The sequence below is a fragment of the Dactylosporangium sp. CA-052675 genome (assembly GCF_050947935.1).
GTDB lineage: Bacteria > Actinomycetota > Actinomycetes > Mycobacteriales > Micromonosporaceae > Dactylosporangium.
In genome coordinates this window covers 1,225,061-1,241,004 of record NZ_CP192010.1, presented here as the reverse complement: position 1 = coordinate 1,241,004, position 15,944 = coordinate 1,225,061, and the positions used below count along the sequence as shown (strand labels likewise).

At 72.2% G+C, this 15,944-nt stretch carries 10 protein-coding genes; 4 read left to right on the top strand and 6 right to left on the bottom strand.

The window, feature by feature from the left end:
* Window positions 1-104 precede the first annotated feature (104 nt).
* From ACQP1P_RS05580 to ACQP1P_RS05570, 3 genes are all read right to left on the bottom strand, one after another.
* Entirely contained in the window at window positions 105-1,028 is a 924-nt protein-coding gene (locus ACQP1P_RS05580; protein WP_350620449.1) for a sigma-70 family RNA polymerase sigma factor, read from the bottom strand.
* Window positions 1,029-1,431: 403 nt separating this feature from the next.
* Window positions 1,432-2,424, bottom strand: coding sequence for an NAD-dependent epimerase/dehydratase family protein (locus ACQP1P_RS05575; protein ID WP_433083742.1), 993 nt, complete (start codon window positions 2,422-2,424; stop codon window positions 1,432-1,434).
* 338 nt (window positions 2,425-2,762) lie between these two features.
* Entirely contained in the window at window positions 2,763-3,689 is a 927-nt protein-coding gene (locus tag ACQP1P_RS05570; RefSeq protein ID WP_433083740.1) for a glycoside hydrolase family 16 protein, read from the bottom strand.
* Window positions 3,690-3,923: 234 nt separating this feature from the next.
* On the opposite strand from ACQP1P_RS05570, the gene ACQP1P_RS05565 reads away from it, so the two are divergent.
* The 3 genes from ACQP1P_RS05565 (at window position 3,924) to ACQP1P_RS05555 (ending at window position 8,940) form a co-directional block, all read left to right on the top strand.
* A complete protein-coding gene (locus ACQP1P_RS05565; RefSeq protein WP_433083738.1) occupies window positions 3,924-5,774 on the top strand; it encodes a bifunctional metallophosphatase/5'-nucleotidase in 1,851 nt (616 codons plus the stop codon).
* A 92-nt stretch (window positions 5,775-5,866) separates the two neighbouring features.
* A complete protein-coding gene (locus tag ACQP1P_RS05560) occupies window positions 5,867-6,676 on the top strand; it encodes an SAM-dependent methyltransferase (RefSeq protein ID WP_433083736.1) in 810 nt (269 codons plus the stop codon).
* A gap of 11 nt (window positions 6,677-6,687) precedes the next feature.
* The gene (locus tag ACQP1P_RS05555; protein WP_433083734.1) at window positions 6,688-8,940 is read left to right on the top strand and encodes a putative bifunctional diguanylate cyclase/phosphodiesterase; all 2,253 of its coding nucleotides are present in this window, start codon (window positions 6,688-6,690) and stop codon (window positions 8,938-8,940) included.
* Window positions 8,941-8,980: 40 nt separating this feature from the next.
* On the opposite strand, the gene ACQP1P_RS05550 is transcribed toward ACQP1P_RS05555, so the two are convergent.
* The 3 genes from ACQP1P_RS05550 to ACQP1P_RS05540 all read right to left on the bottom strand — a co-directional run bounded on the left by ACQP1P_RS05550 (window position 8,981) and on the right by ACQP1P_RS05540 (window position 14,326).
* Window positions 8,981-9,418 carry a hypothetical protein gene (locus ACQP1P_RS05550; protein WP_433083732.1) on the bottom strand — a complete coding sequence of 146 codons (438 nt, stop codon included), beginning with the start codon at window positions 9,416-9,418 and terminating at the stop codon, window positions 8,981-8,983.
* Between the two features lie 95 nt (window positions 9,419-9,513).
* Window positions 9,514-10,692 (bottom strand): hypothetical protein, encoded by a 1,179-nt coding sequence (locus ACQP1P_RS05545; protein WP_433083730.1) that lies wholly within the window; start codon window positions 10,690-10,692, stop codon window positions 9,514-9,516.
* A gap of 262 nt (window positions 10,693-10,954) precedes the next feature.
* A complete protein-coding gene (locus tag ACQP1P_RS05540) occupies window positions 10,955-14,326 on the bottom strand; it encodes a cyclic nucleotide-binding protein (protein ID WP_433083728.1) in 3,372 nt (1,123 codons plus the stop codon).
* A 127-nt stretch (window positions 14,327-14,453) separates the two neighbouring features.
* Here ACQP1P_RS05540 and glpK point away from each other — a divergent pair, with 127 nt between their 5' ends.
* Window positions 14,454-15,929: a glycerol kinase GlpK gene (glpK, locus tag ACQP1P_RS05535; RefSeq protein ID WP_433083726.1), complete on the top strand. Its 1,476-nt coding sequence runs from the start codon at window positions 14,454-14,456 to the stop codon at window positions 15,927-15,929.
* The last annotated feature ends 15 nt before the right edge of the window (window positions 15,930-15,944 follow it).

The window sequence follows — 15,944 nt, the reverse complement described above, 5'->3', positions numbered from 1 at the left end:
GTCTTCGCCGCCGTTCGCCGCTGACCGGTCCAGTCTCGCGGCGCGAAAAGCCCCGGGTCCGCTCCGACCCGGGGCTTGCTCGTCTTGGGGGATGTCGCTGCTTGCTAGGCGGCCTGCAGGCCCTCCGCCCGGGCCAGCTCACGCAGCCGGCCGAGCGCCTGAATCTCCAGCTGGCGGATGCGCTCGCGGGACAGCGAGAACCGCGTCGCCACCTCGGTCAGCGAGTGCTCACGACCGTCCTCAAGGCCGTAGCGGGCCCGCATGATGCCGGCCGAACGGTCGTCCAGGTGGTTGAGAAGGCCCTCGATCCGCTGGCGCTCCAGCGCGGCCAGGACCACGTCCTCCGGCGACGGGGCGTCGGAGTCCGCGACCAGGTCGCCGAGGTTGGTGTCGCCGTCGTCACCCACGGGGGTGTCGAGCGACACGGTGTCCTGGGACCAGCGCATGAGCTCGTGCACCCGCTCGACCGGCACGCCGAGCGCGGTCGCCAGCTGCTCCGGCTCCGGGTCGTTGCCGAGCTCACGGGTGAGCTGCCGCGCGACGTTGCGCATCCGGTTGACGTCCTCGACGAGGTGCACCGGGAGCCGGACCGTGCGCTCCTGCTGCGCGATCGCCCGGCTGATCGCCTGGCGGATCCACCACGTCGCGTATGTCGAGAACTTGTATCCGCGCACGTAGTCGAACTTCTCGACGGCGCGCACCAGGCCGGTGTTGCCCTCCTGGATCAGGTCGAGCATCGGCATGCCGGACCGCACGTAGCGCCGCGCGATCGACACCACCAGGCGCAGGTTGGCTCGGATGAACCGGTCCTTCGCCCGCTCGCCGTCGGCCACGAGGCGGTGCAGCTCCTCCGCGGTCACGCCGTCGGGGATCTCGTCGCTGTCGAGCAGGTGCTCGGCGTAGAGCCCAGCCTCGACCGCCTTGGACAGCTCGACCTCAGAAGCGGCGTCGAGCAGCGGCGTGCGGGAGATCTCATGCAGGTACACGCCGACCAGGTCACGCTCCTCGGCGCCTGTATCGGGTCGCATCTCCACTTTCACGTTCTCCACCTTCGGGCCCCTCCCCGCTCCATCCTTCGCCTTCCCCGTTTCACCCTGCTAAAACGGGTGCCCCCCGGGTATGCCCCCTACACAACAGTCAGAGCGCCTTCCGAATTCCGCCCCTCAGGGCGATTCGGTGACGACCCCTGAGAGTTGCACCACTTACCAAGACGTTCGGGAGACTGCTCCGGTTCGCTTCGGTTGCAACAAGTGATACGTGCTCTACCTGCCCGTCAGACGCCTGAATTCGCTGTGAGTTCCCTGGGAACGCCCGCACGGGGGGCGCTGGACGCCTCGTGGGCACGGATGTTCATCGGCAACGGTCGGGGACACGACAGCCTTTTCCCGCTGTGGCGAGCGTGATACTCACGAACACGGGCCAGTCGCCGGCTCACCGCTCGTGCCATTCACGCAACAGCTGCGCCTCTTCATCGATACCCAGGCCGTTCTTCGCATCGATGTGGGATGCGTCACGAATGGCCGCGATGGTGTCGCGGACGGTCTCGGCGAGGGGCCGGATGCGCAGGCCGGCGGCGAGCGAGGCGGACACGTCACGGCTCAGGAAGCCCGCGTACTCCGGCAGGGGCAGCCAGAACGGCAGCGACCGCGGCCCGCTCCAGGGCGCCACCCCGCGATCGAGCAGGAAGTCCTGGGCGACCCAGGTGAGCTGCTGGGGTACGCCCGCCGCCTCGGCGAAGCCCGCGTGGAACTCCGCCCGGCGCATCGGCGCCCCGATGCCGTCGAGCGCCCCCGCCAGCCCACTGCCGCCCGCGGCGATGATCCAGTCGGCCAGGTCGCGCGCGTCCACGAGCTGCACCGCCTCGTCCGGCCCGCCCGGGGCCAGCACCTCGCCCCCGCGCAGCGCACGGCGCACCCAGTACTCGAACCGGTACGTCGGATCCTCCGGCCCCACGATCATCCCGGCGCGCACGAGGAACGTGCGATCCGCGCCGAACCCGTCGGCCGCGAGGCGCTCGCAGGCCACCTTGCACCGCCCGTACTCCTCCGCGCCCGCCCCCGGATCCCCGTCGAAGTCCGGCGGCAGCAGCGGCGCCGTCGCGGCGGTCTGTCCCGGGGTCGCGTTGTCGGCGTACGCCGAGCAGCTCGACACCAGCGTGTAGTGCCCCACGCGCCCGCTGAGCGCGGCCACGGCGTGCCGGACGTGGTGCGGGTGACGGGCGACGTCGACGACGGCGTCGAAGGCGCCCTCGATCGCGTCCAGGCCGTCGGGGCGGTCGCGGTCGACGCGGACGAAGGCGGCACCCTCGACGGGCTCGCCGGACTCGCCGCGGGCGGCGCAGACGACGTCGTGGCCGGCCTGGAGCGCCTGACGGGCGAGGGCGCGGCCGAGGAAGACGGTGCCGCCGAGTACGAGGATTCTCATCGGCCGATGATTCGCGGCCCGCCGCGGGTTCGCCAGGTCGTTTCGCCCCCAGCGGATTCCGCTGAGCGACGAAACCGGCGCCCGAGGAACCGCGCACCGCGGTCGCCGAATCGACCTATTCGGATTTATCGCCCGGCGGGGGATAAATCCGAAAAGTCGCGGCGCGAAGCGCCCGACTTTTCGCGCAAACACCAGCCGAGCGCCAACACCAGGCGAACGCAATCACCAGGCGAACGCAATCACCAGGCGAACCGCGCAGAATCAGGCGAACGCGCAGAACCAGGCGAACGAGCGGAACTCAAGCGCGGTGCGCGGAACTCAAGCGCGGTGCGCGGAACTCAAGCGCGGTGCGCGGACTTCGGCCGATGCGGCCGCGTCTTGTGCACGACCAGCCCGAACACCGCGAACGCCGCCGTAACCACCGCCGCCACCGCCAGCCAAAGCGACCAATGCCGATCCACGGGAGGCGCGGCCGGCATGGCCCCCTCCCGCGTCAACGGCGCCGCCCCCGGGCCCGGCGAGCCGGCGTCGTCCGGGGCGAAGGACCAGATGCGCAGATAGTCGATCTGGAACTCGGCCGGCAGCGCGGTCGACGAGCCCGGCGTCCCGGCCCGGTCGCCGGTCGTCACGGCGAAGCCGAACCACCGCGGCTCCGTCGACACCGCGGGATCGAGCCACTGCAGGGCGCCGTCCACGTACACCTTGAAGCCCGACGGGGCCCATTCGATGACGTACGTGTGCCAGTCCCGGAACGTCCCCGTCAGCGCCCGGGTGTTCGTCGTCGTGCCGTCGGAGTTGCTCACCAGGGCCTGCTCGGCCCCGGGCTTCGCCATGATCTCCAGCTGCGAGTCGTTGTGGTCCGCGGCCCGGTCGACCGGGCGCAGCAGGGCCATCGAGTCGATGCCCGCGCCGACCGGCACGCGGGCCTTGAACTCGTAGCGGCCGAACTGCTGGGCGGCCCCGACGCAGCGCAGCTCGCCGGTGACGTAGGGCTTGCCGCCGTAGGTGCGCTTGTGCAGGGCCAGGCTCAGGTGGCCGCCGGCGACCGTCACCGCCTCGGGGCGGAAGTAGCTCGCCTGGGCGCCCTCGGGCGCGCCGTCGTAGGCGGAGCAGCCGGTCGGCAGGGTGCCCGTGTCGTCGAAGGTGTTGGCGAAGACCGGCTTCCAGCCGTCGGGGTCGGCGGCGTTCACCCGTTCGGGGAAGATCATTCCACTCAGCGCGGCCGATGCGAGGACGACCAGCACCGCCGTGAAACGCCTCAGCATGGTGACCGCCTCCGTACGCGAGGTGCCCCTTCCCCGGCAACGTACTAGATACCTAGCGGTATTGCATCGTCGCGCAGTGTGTACCGCCCGTTCGGCCCGTGCGTTCCGTGCACGCTGCCGACCCTCGCTTTTACCCGTACGACACCGAACCGACGACCAGTGGTGCTCGCGCGCGGCGGACGCGATCGACAAGGATGTCCATCTACGCATGTGTCCCTTCCAAAAGGAGAGATCATGGCCCAGCCAAGCGCCCGCGGCTGGCGGTTAGCGCAGCACCTCGCGGTGCCCGCGCTCGCCGTCGCGGTCGTCGCACTGCTGCCCTTGGCCAAGACCGGCGGATCGCAGGCATCGGACCGGTGGACGCCACTGACCCCGGCCAAGGTCTCGTTCGCCGAGAAGACCGGCCCGACGACGACCGCGCAGCTGCTCGGCTTCAACGACTTCCACGGCAACATCGACCCGCCGACCGGCAGCGGCGGGCTCATCAACGGCGTTCCCGCCGGTGGTTCGGAGTACCTCGCGACCTACCTGACCAAGCTGCGCAACGACGCCAAGAAGGCCGGCGTCAAGAGCAGCGACACGGTGGTCGCCGGCGACAACATCGGCGCCTCGCCGCTGGTGAGCGCCGCGTTCCACGACGAGCCGGCGATCGAGGTCCTCAACGCGATGGGCGTCGACTTCGCCTCCGTGGGCAACCACGAGTTCGACGAGGGCGTCACCGAGCTCTACCGCATGCAGTTCGGCGGTTGCCACCCGACCGACGGCTGCCAGGACGGCGACGGGTTCGCGGGGGCGAAGTTCCAGTACCTCGCCGCCAACGTCACCCAGAAGTCCAACGGCCTGCCGATCCTGCTGCCGTTCACGATCCGCTTCTACGAGGGCGTGCCGGTCGCGTTCGTCGGCATGACGCTCGAGGCCACGCCGGGCATCGTCAACCCCGCGGGCATCAAGAACGTCGACTTCCACGACGAGGTCGAGACGGCGAACAAGTACGCCACGATCCTGGGCTGGCTCGGCATCAAGTCGATGGTCCTCGTGGTGCACGAGGGCGGCATGCAGAGCAGCCCGCCCGCGCCGCTGGACCCGTCCGGCTGCGCCAACTTCGCCGGCCCGATCACCGACATCACCAAGGGCCTCAACCCGGCCTACGGCGTCGTCGTCTCCGGCCACACGCACCGGTTCTACAGCTGCGAGCTGCCCAACTCCTCGGGCAAGAACTCGCTGGTCACGAGCGCGGGCACGGCCGGCACGCTGGTCACCGACATCCGGGTCACGCTGGACAAGAAGACGCGCAAGTTCGTCGACGCGTCCGGCACCAACGTGATCGTCGACAACGGCGTGAAGAACGCGGACGGCACCTACCAGAAGGACGCCGCCGGCAACTTCGTGCGCAACACGGCCCTGGTCGACGCCAAGGTGAAGAAGATCGCGGACAAGTACCGCGTCGCCGTGGCGCCGCTGGCGAACAAGGTCATCGGCAGCATCACCGCCGACATCACCACGACCCAGGTCGCCTCCGGTGAGACCCCGCTCGGCGACGTCATCGCCGACGCGCAGCTGGCCTACACCAAGGCCTCGGCGGGGGCCCAGATCGCGTTCATGAACCCGGGCGGCATCCGTGCCTCCCTCATCTACGCGAACTCCCCCGGCGGCGAGGCGCCCGGCCAGGTCACGTACGGCGAGGCGTTCACCGTGCAGCCGTTCAACAACCTGGTCGTCACCCAGTCGTTCACCGGCGCGCAGATCAAGGACGTCCTCGAGCAGCAGTTCGTGGGCTTCCAGGGCCAGACCGTCCAGCGCATGCTGCAGGTCTCGGCCGGCTTCACGTACAGCATCAGCGCCTCGGCCCCGGCCGGATCGAAGATCAGCAACATCCAGCTCAACGGGGTCGCCCTCGACCCGGCGGCCACCTACAAGGTGACCACGAACGACTTCCTGGCCAACGGCGGTGACGGCTTCCTGAACCTCGCGAAGGGCACGGGCCGCGTCACCGCTCCCGGCTTCGACGTCGACGCCCTGACCGCCTACCTGGCCACCGGGCCCATTGCTCCGGGGCCGGCCAACCGTTACACCTTGATCGGCTGATCGATACTCGTCCGGGCGGGCGGCGGGTTTGCTCGCCGCCCGCCCGCACGTATGCTCGGCGGCGAAGCGACCAGGTCGAGGAGTGTTGATCCGTGGATCGTCCCAGCTGGGCCCCGGCCGACGTCGACCTCGACCGGCCGAGTGTGGCCCGGGTCTACGACTATTACCTCGGCGGATCCCACAATTTCGCCGCCGACCGGGCCTTCGCCGAGCAGGTCCTCAAGGTCATGCCGGCCGTCGCCGGGCTCGCCCGCAGCAACCGGGCCTTCCTGCGCCGCGCGGTGCGTGAGCTCGCCGCGCAGGGCGTCCGGCAGTTCCTCGACCTCGGCTCCGGCATCCCGACCGTCGGCAACGTGCACGAGCTGCTCACCGACGCCGGCATCACCGACGGGCGGGTCGTCTACGTCGACCACGACCCGGTCGCGGTCGCGCACAGCCGCGCCATCCTGGCCGGGGTGCCCGGCACCGCGGTCGTCGCCGGCGACCTGCGCTCCCCGGCCGAGGTGCTGGCCCAGCCCGAGATCCAGGACCTGCTGGACTTCAGCCGGCCGATCGCCTTCCTGCTCGTCGCGGTCCTGCACTTCGTCCCGGACGAGCTGCGCCCGGCCGACATCGTCGCCGGGTACGCCACCGCCGGAGCGCCCGGCAGCCACGTGGTGCTCTCGCACGCCGGGATCGACCGCCCGCTCACCCCGGCCGAGGAGAAGGCCTGGGAGATGTACCGCAAGTCGCCGACCCCGCTCGTCCTGCGCACCAAGGAGCAGGTGGCGGCCCTGCTCGGCGACCTGACGCCGCTGCCGCCCGGGGTCGTCGCGACCCACCTCTGGCGCCCCGACGGCGACGAGGAGTCCCCGCCGGACGGCAACGCGGTCGGCAGCGCGGTCGTCGCGCGCAAGGATTAGCCGCGCCGACCATGACCGCCATCAGCCCCACGCCGACTTCGTGGGACCGCCCCCATCGCGCCGCCGAACGGATGGCGCGCGCCTGGTCGCTGGCGATCGCCGGGACCAGCTACGTGTCGATGAACGGCCTCGAGGTCCAGGACTTCCTGACCAGCCTCTCGACGCGGGTCATCCAGGCGCTGACCGCCGAGACCTTCGACCCCACCGACGTGCGCGAGGTCGGCTCGACGCTGGTCGCCGCGCACTTCACCGAGCCCACCACGCTCGAGCGGACCCTGGCCGTGCTCGCCGAGCAGTTCGGCAACGCGCCGGTGAAGCGGGTCGCCCAGATCCAGGGCGCGCTCGCGTCCGGCTACGCGCTCGCGCTGCGCGACCGGGTGCTCGACGAGCAGGAGGAGATCCGCACCGCGGCGCTGTGGGCCCGCGCCCGCGCCGAGGAGGGCCGGCGGGTCAGCGAGGCCCGGTTCCAGGCGATCTTCGCCGGGGCCGCGATCGGCATGAGCGTGAGCACCGTCGACGGCCAGGTGATCGAGGTCAACCAGGCGCTGTGCGACATGCTCGGGTACAGCGCCGAGGAGCTGCGCTCGATGTCCTTCGAGGACTTCGTGCTGCCCGAGGACCCGCCGACCGCCGGCGCCATGTTCGAGGAGGTGCTCTCGGGCGGGCGCGACCAGTTCCGCATCGAGAAGCCCTACGTGCACAAGGACGGCCACCGGGTCTGGACGGACCTGGTCGCCTCGATCATCCGCGACGAGGACGGCCGCCCCCGGTGGATGGTGGCCATGTTCGAGGACATCACGGAGCGGTACCTGCTGCAGGTGCGCCTGCGCCACCAGGCCCTGCACGACCCGCTGACCCAGCTGCCCAACCGCACGCTGTTCTTCGAGCGGCTCGGGTCCCTGCTCGACGGGGCCCGGGACGCCGAAGGCCAGGGCGGCGAGGCCCAGGGCGGCGAGGCCCAGGGCAGCGAAGGCCAGAACGGCGAGGGCCAGAACGGCGAGGGCCAAAGCGGCGAGGGCCAGAACGGCGAGGGCCAGAGCGGCGAAGGTCAGGGCGGCGAGGCCCGGGTCGGCGTGTGCTATCTCGACGTCGACGGCTTCAAGGTCATCAACGACACGCTCGGCCACGACGTCGGCGACCAGCTGCTGCAGACCGTCGCCCGGCGGCTGGCCCGCTCGATCAGCGGTGAGCGGCAGCTCGTGGCCCGCATGGGCGGCGACGAGTTCGTGGTGCTCGTGGAGCGCTGCGGCGGCATCGACGAGGTGGTCGCGGTCGCCGAGAAGGCGCTGGACACCGTGCGCGCCCCGGTCCACGTCGGCGGCCACGAGATCAGCATCTCGGCCAGCATCGGCGTGGTCGAGCAGCCGCTGCGCGGGACGAGCGCCGCCGAGCTCATGAAGGCCGCCGACACGACGCTCTACTGGGCCAAGGCCGACGGCCGCAACCGTCTCGCGCTCTTCGACGCCGCGCGGCACACGCGCGAGGTGAAGCGGTACGAGCTGTCGGCCTCCATGCCCGCCGCGCTCGAGCGGCGGGAGTTCTTCGTCGAGTACCAGCCGCTCGTCCGCCTCGGCGACGGGGTCACCATCGGCGTCGAGGCCCTCGTGCGGTGGCGGCACCCGCGCTTCGGGGTGCTCGGGCCGGACGCGTTCATCGGCATGGCCGAGGAGACCGGGCTCATCGTGCCGCTCGGCCGCTGGGTCCTGCACGAGGCCTGCCGGCAGGCCGCCGAGTGGCGCCGCGCCGTGGGCGACCGCGCCCCGATCATGAGTGTCAACCTGGCCGTACGGCAGATGCGGGACCGCACCATCGTGCGCGACGTGCGCGCGATCCTCGAGCAGACCGGGCTGCCGCCGGAGGGCCTGCAGCTGGAGCTGACCGAGAGCGCGGTCATGAGCACCGGCGACGACCCGATCGAGGCGCTCAACGCCCTGGCCGCGCTCGGCCCGCGCATCGCGATCGACGACTTCGGCACCGGCTACTCGAACTTCGCGTACCTGCGCAACCTGCCCGTGCACAGCCTCAAGCTGGCCGGCTCCTTCGTGGCCGGGCTGCGCCCGCCGGAGGGGCCGGACCCGGTCGACCAGGAGATCGTGGCGGCGGTCATCGGCCTGGCCCACACGCTCAAGCTGAGCGTGACGGCGGAGGGCGTGGAGACCGCGGAGCAGGCGAGCCGGCTGCTGGAGCTCGGCTGCGACACGGCCCAGGGCTGGTACTACGCGAGCTCGGGGCCGCCGAGCGCGATCAAGCTCCGGACGGCGTGAACGGGCCGGTCGGTGCGCTCCGGAGCGCACCGACCGGGACTCAGCCGGCGGCGTACGGGTTGACCTCTTCGTGCATGTCGGTCATGAACTGCGACCACATGTCGTTTTCGTCAGGGGCCGCACCCACCAGGTCGTAGTGGCCGTCCAGGAACGAGGTGTCCAGCTGCCAGTCGGGCAGGTCGATGTCCTGCTCGTCGAGGGTCAGCGGGTCGTCGTGGTGGGCGTCCACGGGGTCGAGCTCGGCCTCGGCGGTGTAGTCGTGGCCGTCCTGCGTGTTGTGGTGTGTGTCTTGGTGCGTGTCTTCGCTCAGGTGGTGCAGGTCGTGGCCGGCGTCACCCTCGTGGGTGGCGTCGGCGTATGGGTCGTGCTGGTCGTGTCCCTCATATACGTGCGCGTCCACCAGGCCGTGGTCGACTCCGCCGTCATGGTCGACGTGGAGTTCGTGCTCCATGCCCCAGTCGAGGTCAAAGTCGCTCATAACCTGCTCCCGGATTCTTCGATCTACCGCTGCGGCGCGGTACGTCTAGAACGGTAGGGAACGGCGGGAGCGACCGGCTCCCGGAAACGTGCCACTCAGCGCGTGCGGCGGTCCAGCCACCCGTCGCCGTTGACGTCCTCGTAGCGCGCGTCCACGACACCGTCGGAGTTCGAGTCCACGTCGGAGGAGTCGATCAGGCCGTCCCGGTTGACGTCGTGCCCGACGAACTCGGGACGCCCGTCGCCGTTCGTGTCGACCACGATGTCGACGCCGCCGTCGGCCCGGTTGACGTAGGTGTGCTGGTCCCAGCGCCCGTCGCCGTCCCAGTCCACGCGCGTGTGGTAGCCGTCGGTGGGCGCGGACCCGGGAACCTGGGCGTGCCCCGCGTGCTGGGCCAGGCCCGACAGGCTGCCGGCGATCCCGCCCTGCTGGGACTGCGACGGCCCGAGGCCCTGCTGACCGAGACCCTGCTGACCGAGATCCTGCTGACCAAAACCCTGACCGGCACCATGCTGACCGGCACTCTGCCGACCGAGATCCTGCAGCCCGGCGCCGAGCCCGCCGCCGTGCCCGCCGGGCTGGTAGCCGCCGAGGCCGGCCGCGACGCCGGCGCCCCCTTGGGCGGCGGGCTCGGCCGGGGTGCCGCCGGTCGCGCCGCTGTAGGTGCCGGAGCGGTAGACGGTGCCCGAGGTGTGGGTCTCGCTGTGGTAGTCGGTGTGGGAGTAGGAGCCGCCCGCCGCATGCCGGCCGGCGCCCGCGTCCTGGACGGCGTGCGCGATCGAGCCGCCACCCTGCGCGCCGCCGGCGGGCTCGGGGCCGGCGGGCTCGAGGGCGGCGTGGCGGCCGCCGGCCTGCTGCTCGACCACGTCGTGCATCCGCTGACCCAGGTCCGACCCGCCGGAGCCGTGCACCCCCAGGCCGCGGGCGGACACCTCGTGGGCGTTCGACACCCCGTGGGCGTTCGACACCTCGTGGGCGTTCGACACCTCGTGGGCGTTCAACCCGGCGCCGTGGCCGTGCAGCACGTCGCCGAGGCCGGAGCCGATCGAGGAGAACACGCCGAACATGCTCGCCTTGCTCGTGCGCTGCTCCACGTGGGCTTGGACGTGGGCTTGGCCGCCGCCGCCCGCCTCGCCGAGCTGGGTCTGCAGGATGTCCAGCTCGTCGGGGGTCAGCCGGTAGCCGGCCAGGGCCCCCTGCGGGTCGGCCGCCAGCCGTGCCTTGAACGCCGGATCGCCGAGCAGGCGCTCCAGCACCTCATCGAAGTCGGACATCGCAATCTCCCCCCAGATCGTGTACCACCCGGGCTCAGTCGAGCTCCGGCATCGGTATCGGCTGCGGCCGCGGGCGACAGGTCCCGCACTGCACCGCGTCCTCCACCACGAGCCCCTCCGCCCGCCCGCGGCGCTGCGAGCGGTGCACCTCGAGCAGGTAGGGGCCGAACTTCGCGTGGTCCTCGCACAGCCCGCGACCGCAGAACCGGCATGACCCCCGCGCCGCCTTGGCGCAGAACCAACAAAGCACGTGAACTCCAACTCAACCGATGTACTGGCAGGAGGTTACCGAGACCGTTGTCGATGCGGCCTTGGAGGTGTTACCGGCCGCGTCAGCCACGATGACGGTGACGGTGAACGTGACGGCGTCACCGTAGCCCTCCTGCGCCGGGAAGCTCGCCGACCATTTGCCGTTGCCGCCGGAGGGACGCAGCGACCCCGACTTGCCGCCGCCGGAGTAGGTGAGCGACTTGACCGTCGAGCCTTCCGTGCCGCCGGCGTCGATGGCCGTGACGGTGATCGTCGAGCTGATCGGGTCGCCGGGCAGCGCAGAGCCGTCGTAGCACGGGCTGCCGCTGAACGAGCGGTAGAACTTGGCCGGGGAGGCGACGAGCCGCGCGGTCGGCACGGTGGTGTCCGGCGGCGGGCCGGCCGTCGTCGTCGGCGGGACGGCGGGCGTCGTCGTGGGCGGCTTGGCGGTCGTCCTCGTCGGGGTCGGGGTCTTCGTCGGCGTCTTCGTCGGGGTCGCCTCCGTGGACGCAGGGTCCGAGGCCGAGGCCGACGCCGACGGCGAGTCGCTCGGCGAGGGCAGCTCCGACGGCGTGTCCGACGCCGACGGCACCACGGTCGGCGTCCCGCCCGGCTTCGGCAGCGCCACCCCGTCGCCGCAGGTCAGGTCGGCCGCCGAGCTCGGGTCGACGACGGTGCCGGCCAGCTTCACCACGCCCCGGCCCACCTCGGGGTCGCCGCTCGCGGGCAGCGCGAAGCGGGCCGCGCCCTCGTTGGTCACCGGGCCGACCGTGAGGCGCAGCGGCTCGAAGGCGGTCGTCGTGCTCGTCGTGTCGACGAGCAGCCGGCCCTGGTCGAGGCTCAGCGCGGCGGTCGGCTCGATCGGCGTGCCGAGGCCGCCGGCCGGGCCGCTGACGAGGGCGCCGACCCGCACGTCGGCCCCGGCGCAGAGCACCGTCGCGCTGCCGCCCCGGAAGGTCAGGGACACGGTCGACTTGACGCTGACGTGGATCGAGTCGCCCTGCTGGACGTACACCTTGTCATCGCGGGTCATGGTGCGGTCGGTGCCGTTGACGCGCACGGTGGCGTCGCCGCGGGTGACGGTCACCAGGGCGCTGTCGGTCGGCATCTCCGCCCACACCGGCCCGGTGAACAGGTTCGCGCCGGTGAGGAACACGGCGAGGAGCAGGAGCAGGACCAGCAGCCACCAGAGCCGGCGCTCGAAGCGGCGGTCGACGCTGTCGTCGGCGGGCGCGGGCGGTCCGGGCGGCGCGGCCAGCGGCGGGTAGTTCGAGGGCGGGTGGGCGCCCGCGAGCGGGCGGCGGCCGCCGGCCGGGATCGTGTCGGCGGGCCGGCCCAGCAGCAGCGGCAGCCCGGCGACGGCGGGCAGCAGCCACGCGCGGGCCGGGGTGCGGGCGGTGGCCACCTGGCCGGGCGAGCCGTCGCCGTACGGCCCGATCATCGACCCGCGGTGCAGCTCGACGCCCTCGGGCAGCACCAGCGAGCCCGACTCGACCACGAGCGCGTCGTTGCCGGTGCGCAGCACGACCGGCTGGCCGGGGCCGAGCTGCATGGGCCGGGCGCGGGTGAGCAGGCCGAGGCGGTCCTCGGGGCCGAGGCTCGACAGCGCGGGCGTCTCGTCGAGGAGGGTCTCGAGCTCGGCGCGCTCCACCGGCGGCGGGCCGGGCAGCGGGCCGACGGCGGCCGAGACGGTCGAGGCGGGGATGGCCAGCAGCGTGGTGCCCGCGGTCATCCAGCTCAGCGCGGCCGGGGCGCCGGTCAGCGCGTTGGCGAGGCCGACGACCCCGCCGCGGCCGACGCGCTCCCGGACGGTACCGGTGGGATCGCCCGGCCGCCTCGCCTCCAGGGCGCCGTCGACCACGACGAACACCGACGGCTGGGCGGCACCGGCGAAGACGAGCTGGTCGCCGGTGCGCGGGTGCACCCAGCGGGCGTCCCCGGCGAGCCGCGCGAGGGCGTCCGGCGGCAGGTTGGACAGCGCCGAGGAGCTCAGCGCGGCGAACCGGCGGGGCTCGTCGCGCCCGAGCCTGCGCTCGCCGAGCCGGTCGCGCACCCGCCGGCCGCGCCGCCGCAGCCAGCCGAAGAACAGGTACACCACCGGCGCGAGCAGCCCCGCGACGATCACGGCGAGCAGCCCCCGGGCGAGCCACCCGGCGTTCCACAGGCCGGTCACGACGCCGGCGACGCGGTCGGTGTAGACGCGGTAGACGAGGTTGACCGCGATCGCGATCCAGACGACGGCGAGCATGCCGTAGAGCGCGACGAGCCGGCCCTCACGGTCGAGCTCGGAGAAGCGCGGCGGGCGGCGGCGCAGCCGGGCGAGCACCCAGGCGAGGCCGCGGGCGCGCAGGTTCGGCACCTCGAGCCAGTCCATGAGCAGGTAGTAGCCGTCGAGGGCCATGAACGGGTTGAGGTTGAACAGCGCGTTGAGGTACCACGCGAAGGCCAGCTTGAAGGTCCAGGGCTCCAGCTCGGGGAAGAAGACGCCGACGAGCTGGCAGGCGCCGGCGAGCACCAGGCCGGTGGCCGGGCCGGCGATGGTGGTCACGAGCCGGGCCCGGCGGCCGGCCATCCACACGTCCGTGGTGTCCACGAAGACGGAGGGGATGCCGAAGTACACCAGGAAGCCCGCGACGGGCACGCGCCGGCCGGCGTGCTTGGCGCCCAGCGCGTGCCCGAGCTCGTGGCAGGCCAGCGCCACCACGTTCAGGCCGAGCAGGACGAGGGCGCCGGAGAAGTACGAGTCGTTGGTGAGGAACACCGACTGGTCCGCGCGGAACCAGTTCCACACGAACACGCCGAGGCCGGCCGCCGCCACGAGCCCGCAGAGCACCGCGACGATCCGGGTGAAGAAGAGCCGGCCGCCCGCCTTGTACAGGAAGGTCACGACCGGGTCCACGCGGGCGAGCACGACCCGGCGGCCCTGCGCGGTGGCCAGCAGCCCCCGGCCCAGCCGGATCGGCCACGGCCGCCGGTGCACGCGCTGGAGCTTGCTGAACGCGTCGACGGGCAGCTCGTCGAGCATCCGGTTGCCGGCGAGGTCGGCGACGATCCGGGTCACCTGGTCGGGGGCGAGCCGGCCCGAGATGCGCGCGAACTCGGCCACGAGCCGCGCCACCGTGCGGCTGCCGTCCATGAGCCGCGCGAGCCGGTACTCCTCCGGCGTCAGGCGCAGGTAGCTCGACTCGCCGTGGTCGGGCGAGCGCAGCATGACGTACTCGACCCCGCGGGCCGACGTCAGCGTGACCGCCTCGACACCCTCGCGCAGCACCGGCCGCGCCCGTGCCGGGTTGAGCCGGTCCGTCACCGCGTGCCACAGCCCGACGTCGGCGGGGCCGAGCGGGACACCCGGGGCACGCCCGGCGAGGGCCTCCCAGACACTCATGCGCGTCTCGATGACGGACACTGGCGCTCCTGAATGGACACGACTCCGGCCCCGGACTCTAGGGGCCGCCGCAGGAGCCGGAAAGGTTCCGTCCCGAACGTGACAGAGCTTCGGCGAAGATGGCACTGTGTTTATCCTCGCCATCGACCAGGGCACGACCTCCACCCGTGCGATCGTGTTCGACGCCGACGGCGCCATCGTGGCGCTTGACCAGCGCGAACACCGCCAGAGCTTCCCCCGCCCCGGCTGGGTCGAACACGACCCGGTCGAGATCTGGCACAACGTCCAGGCGGTGTCGACCCGCGCCCTGGACCAGGCCGGGCTCTCCCGCGCCGATGTCGCCGCCATCGGCATCACCAACCAGCGCGAGACCACGATCCTGTGGGACGCCCGCACCGGTGAGCCGGTGCACCCCGCGATCGTCTGGCAGGACACCCGCACCGACGCGCTGATCCGCTCGCTGGCCGGCGACGCGGGCCCGGACCGCTTCCGGGAGCGCTGCGGCCTGCCCCTGGCCACGTACTTCGCCGCCCCCAAGGTGGTCTGGCTGCTCGACAACGTGCCGGGCCTGCGCGCGCGGGCCGAGGCGGGCGAGATCCGCTTCGGCACCGTCGACACCTGGCTCATCGAGAAGCTGACCGGGCGGCACGTGACCGACGTGACCAACGCCAGCCGCACGATGCTCATGAACCTCACGACGCTGGACTGGGACGACGAGCTGCTGGCGGCGTTCGGCATCCCGCGGGTCATGCTGCCCGAGATCGGCTCCTCGTCCTACGTCTACGGCGAGGCGAGGACCCTGCTGCACGGCGTGCCCGTGGCCAGCGCGCTGGGCGACCAGCAGGCGGCGCTCTTCGGCCAGGCGTGCTTCGCGCCCGGGGAGGCCAAGTGCACGTACGGCACCGGCTCGTTCCTGCTGCTCAACACCGGCACCCGTCCGGTGGCGAGCGAGCGGGGGCTGGTGACCACCGTCGGCTACCGCATCGGCGACGCGGACCCGGTGTACGCGCTGGAGGGCTCCATCGCCATCACCGGCTCGCTCGTGCAGTGGCTGCGGGACAACCTGGGGCTGATCGCCTCCGCCCCGGAGATCAACGAGCTGGCCGCCACCGTGGCGGACAACGGCGGCTGCTACATCGTGCCGGCGTTCGCGGGCCTCTTCGCGCCGCACTGGCGCCCGGACGCGCGGGGCGTCATCACCGGGCTCACCGGCTACGTCACCAAGGGCCACCTCGCCCGCGCGGCCCTGGAGGCCACCGCGTGGCAGGTGAAAGATGTGGTCGACGCCATGATGGCGGAGTCGGCGGTACCGCTGGAGACGCTCAAGGTCGACGGCGGGATGACCGCGAGCGACCTGCTCATGGCCTTCCAGGCCGACGTGCTGGACGTGCCCGTGGTGCGCCCGACGGTCGCGGAGACCACGGCGCTCGGGGCCGCCTACGCGGCGGGGCTGGCGGTCGGGTTCTGGCCCGACACCGACACGCTGCGTGAGAAGTGGCAGCTGGACAAGCGCTGGGAGCCCTCGATGGCGGCCGAGCAGCGCGACCGCGGGCACGCGCTGTGGCTGCGGGCCGTGGAGCGCTCCTTCGGCTGGGCGGACTGAGCACGGCAAGAGGCG

What these genes read in the sequence shown, in the direction of transcription:
- ACQP1P_RS05580 (WP_350620449.1), bottom strand. Translation starts at nt 1,028, where the DNA reads ATGCGACCCGATACAGGCGCCGAGGAGCGTGACCTGGTCGGCGTGTAC.
- ACQP1P_RS05575 (WP_433083742.1), bottom strand. Translation starts at nt 2,424, where the DNA reads ATGAGAATCCTCGTACTCGGCGGCACCGTCTTCCTCGGCCGCGCCCTC.
- ACQP1P_RS05570 (WP_433083740.1), bottom strand. Translation starts at nt 3,689, where the DNA reads ATGCTGAGGCGTTTCACGGCGGTGCTGGTCGTCCTCGCATCGGCCGCG.
- ACQP1P_RS05565 (WP_433083738.1), top strand. Translation starts at nt 3,924, where the DNA reads ATGGCCCAGCCAAGCGCCCGCGGCTGGCGGTTAGCGCAGCACCTCGCG.
- ACQP1P_RS05555 (WP_433083734.1), top strand. Translation starts at nt 6,688, where the DNA reads ATGACCGCCATCAGCCCCACGCCGACTTCGTGGGACCGCCCCCATCGC.
- ACQP1P_RS05550 (WP_433083732.1), bottom strand. Translation starts at nt 9,418, where the DNA reads ATGAGCGACTTTGACCTCGACTGGGGCATGGAGCACGAACTCCACGTC.
- ACQP1P_RS05545 (WP_433083730.1), bottom strand. Translation starts at nt 10,692, where the DNA reads ATGTCCGACTTCGATGAGGTGCTGGAGCGCCTGCTCGGCGATCCGGCG.
- ACQP1P_RS05540 (WP_433083728.1), bottom strand. Translation starts at nt 14,326, where the DNA reads ATGAGTGTCTGGGAGGCCCTCGCCGGGCGTGCCCCGGGTGTCCCGCTC.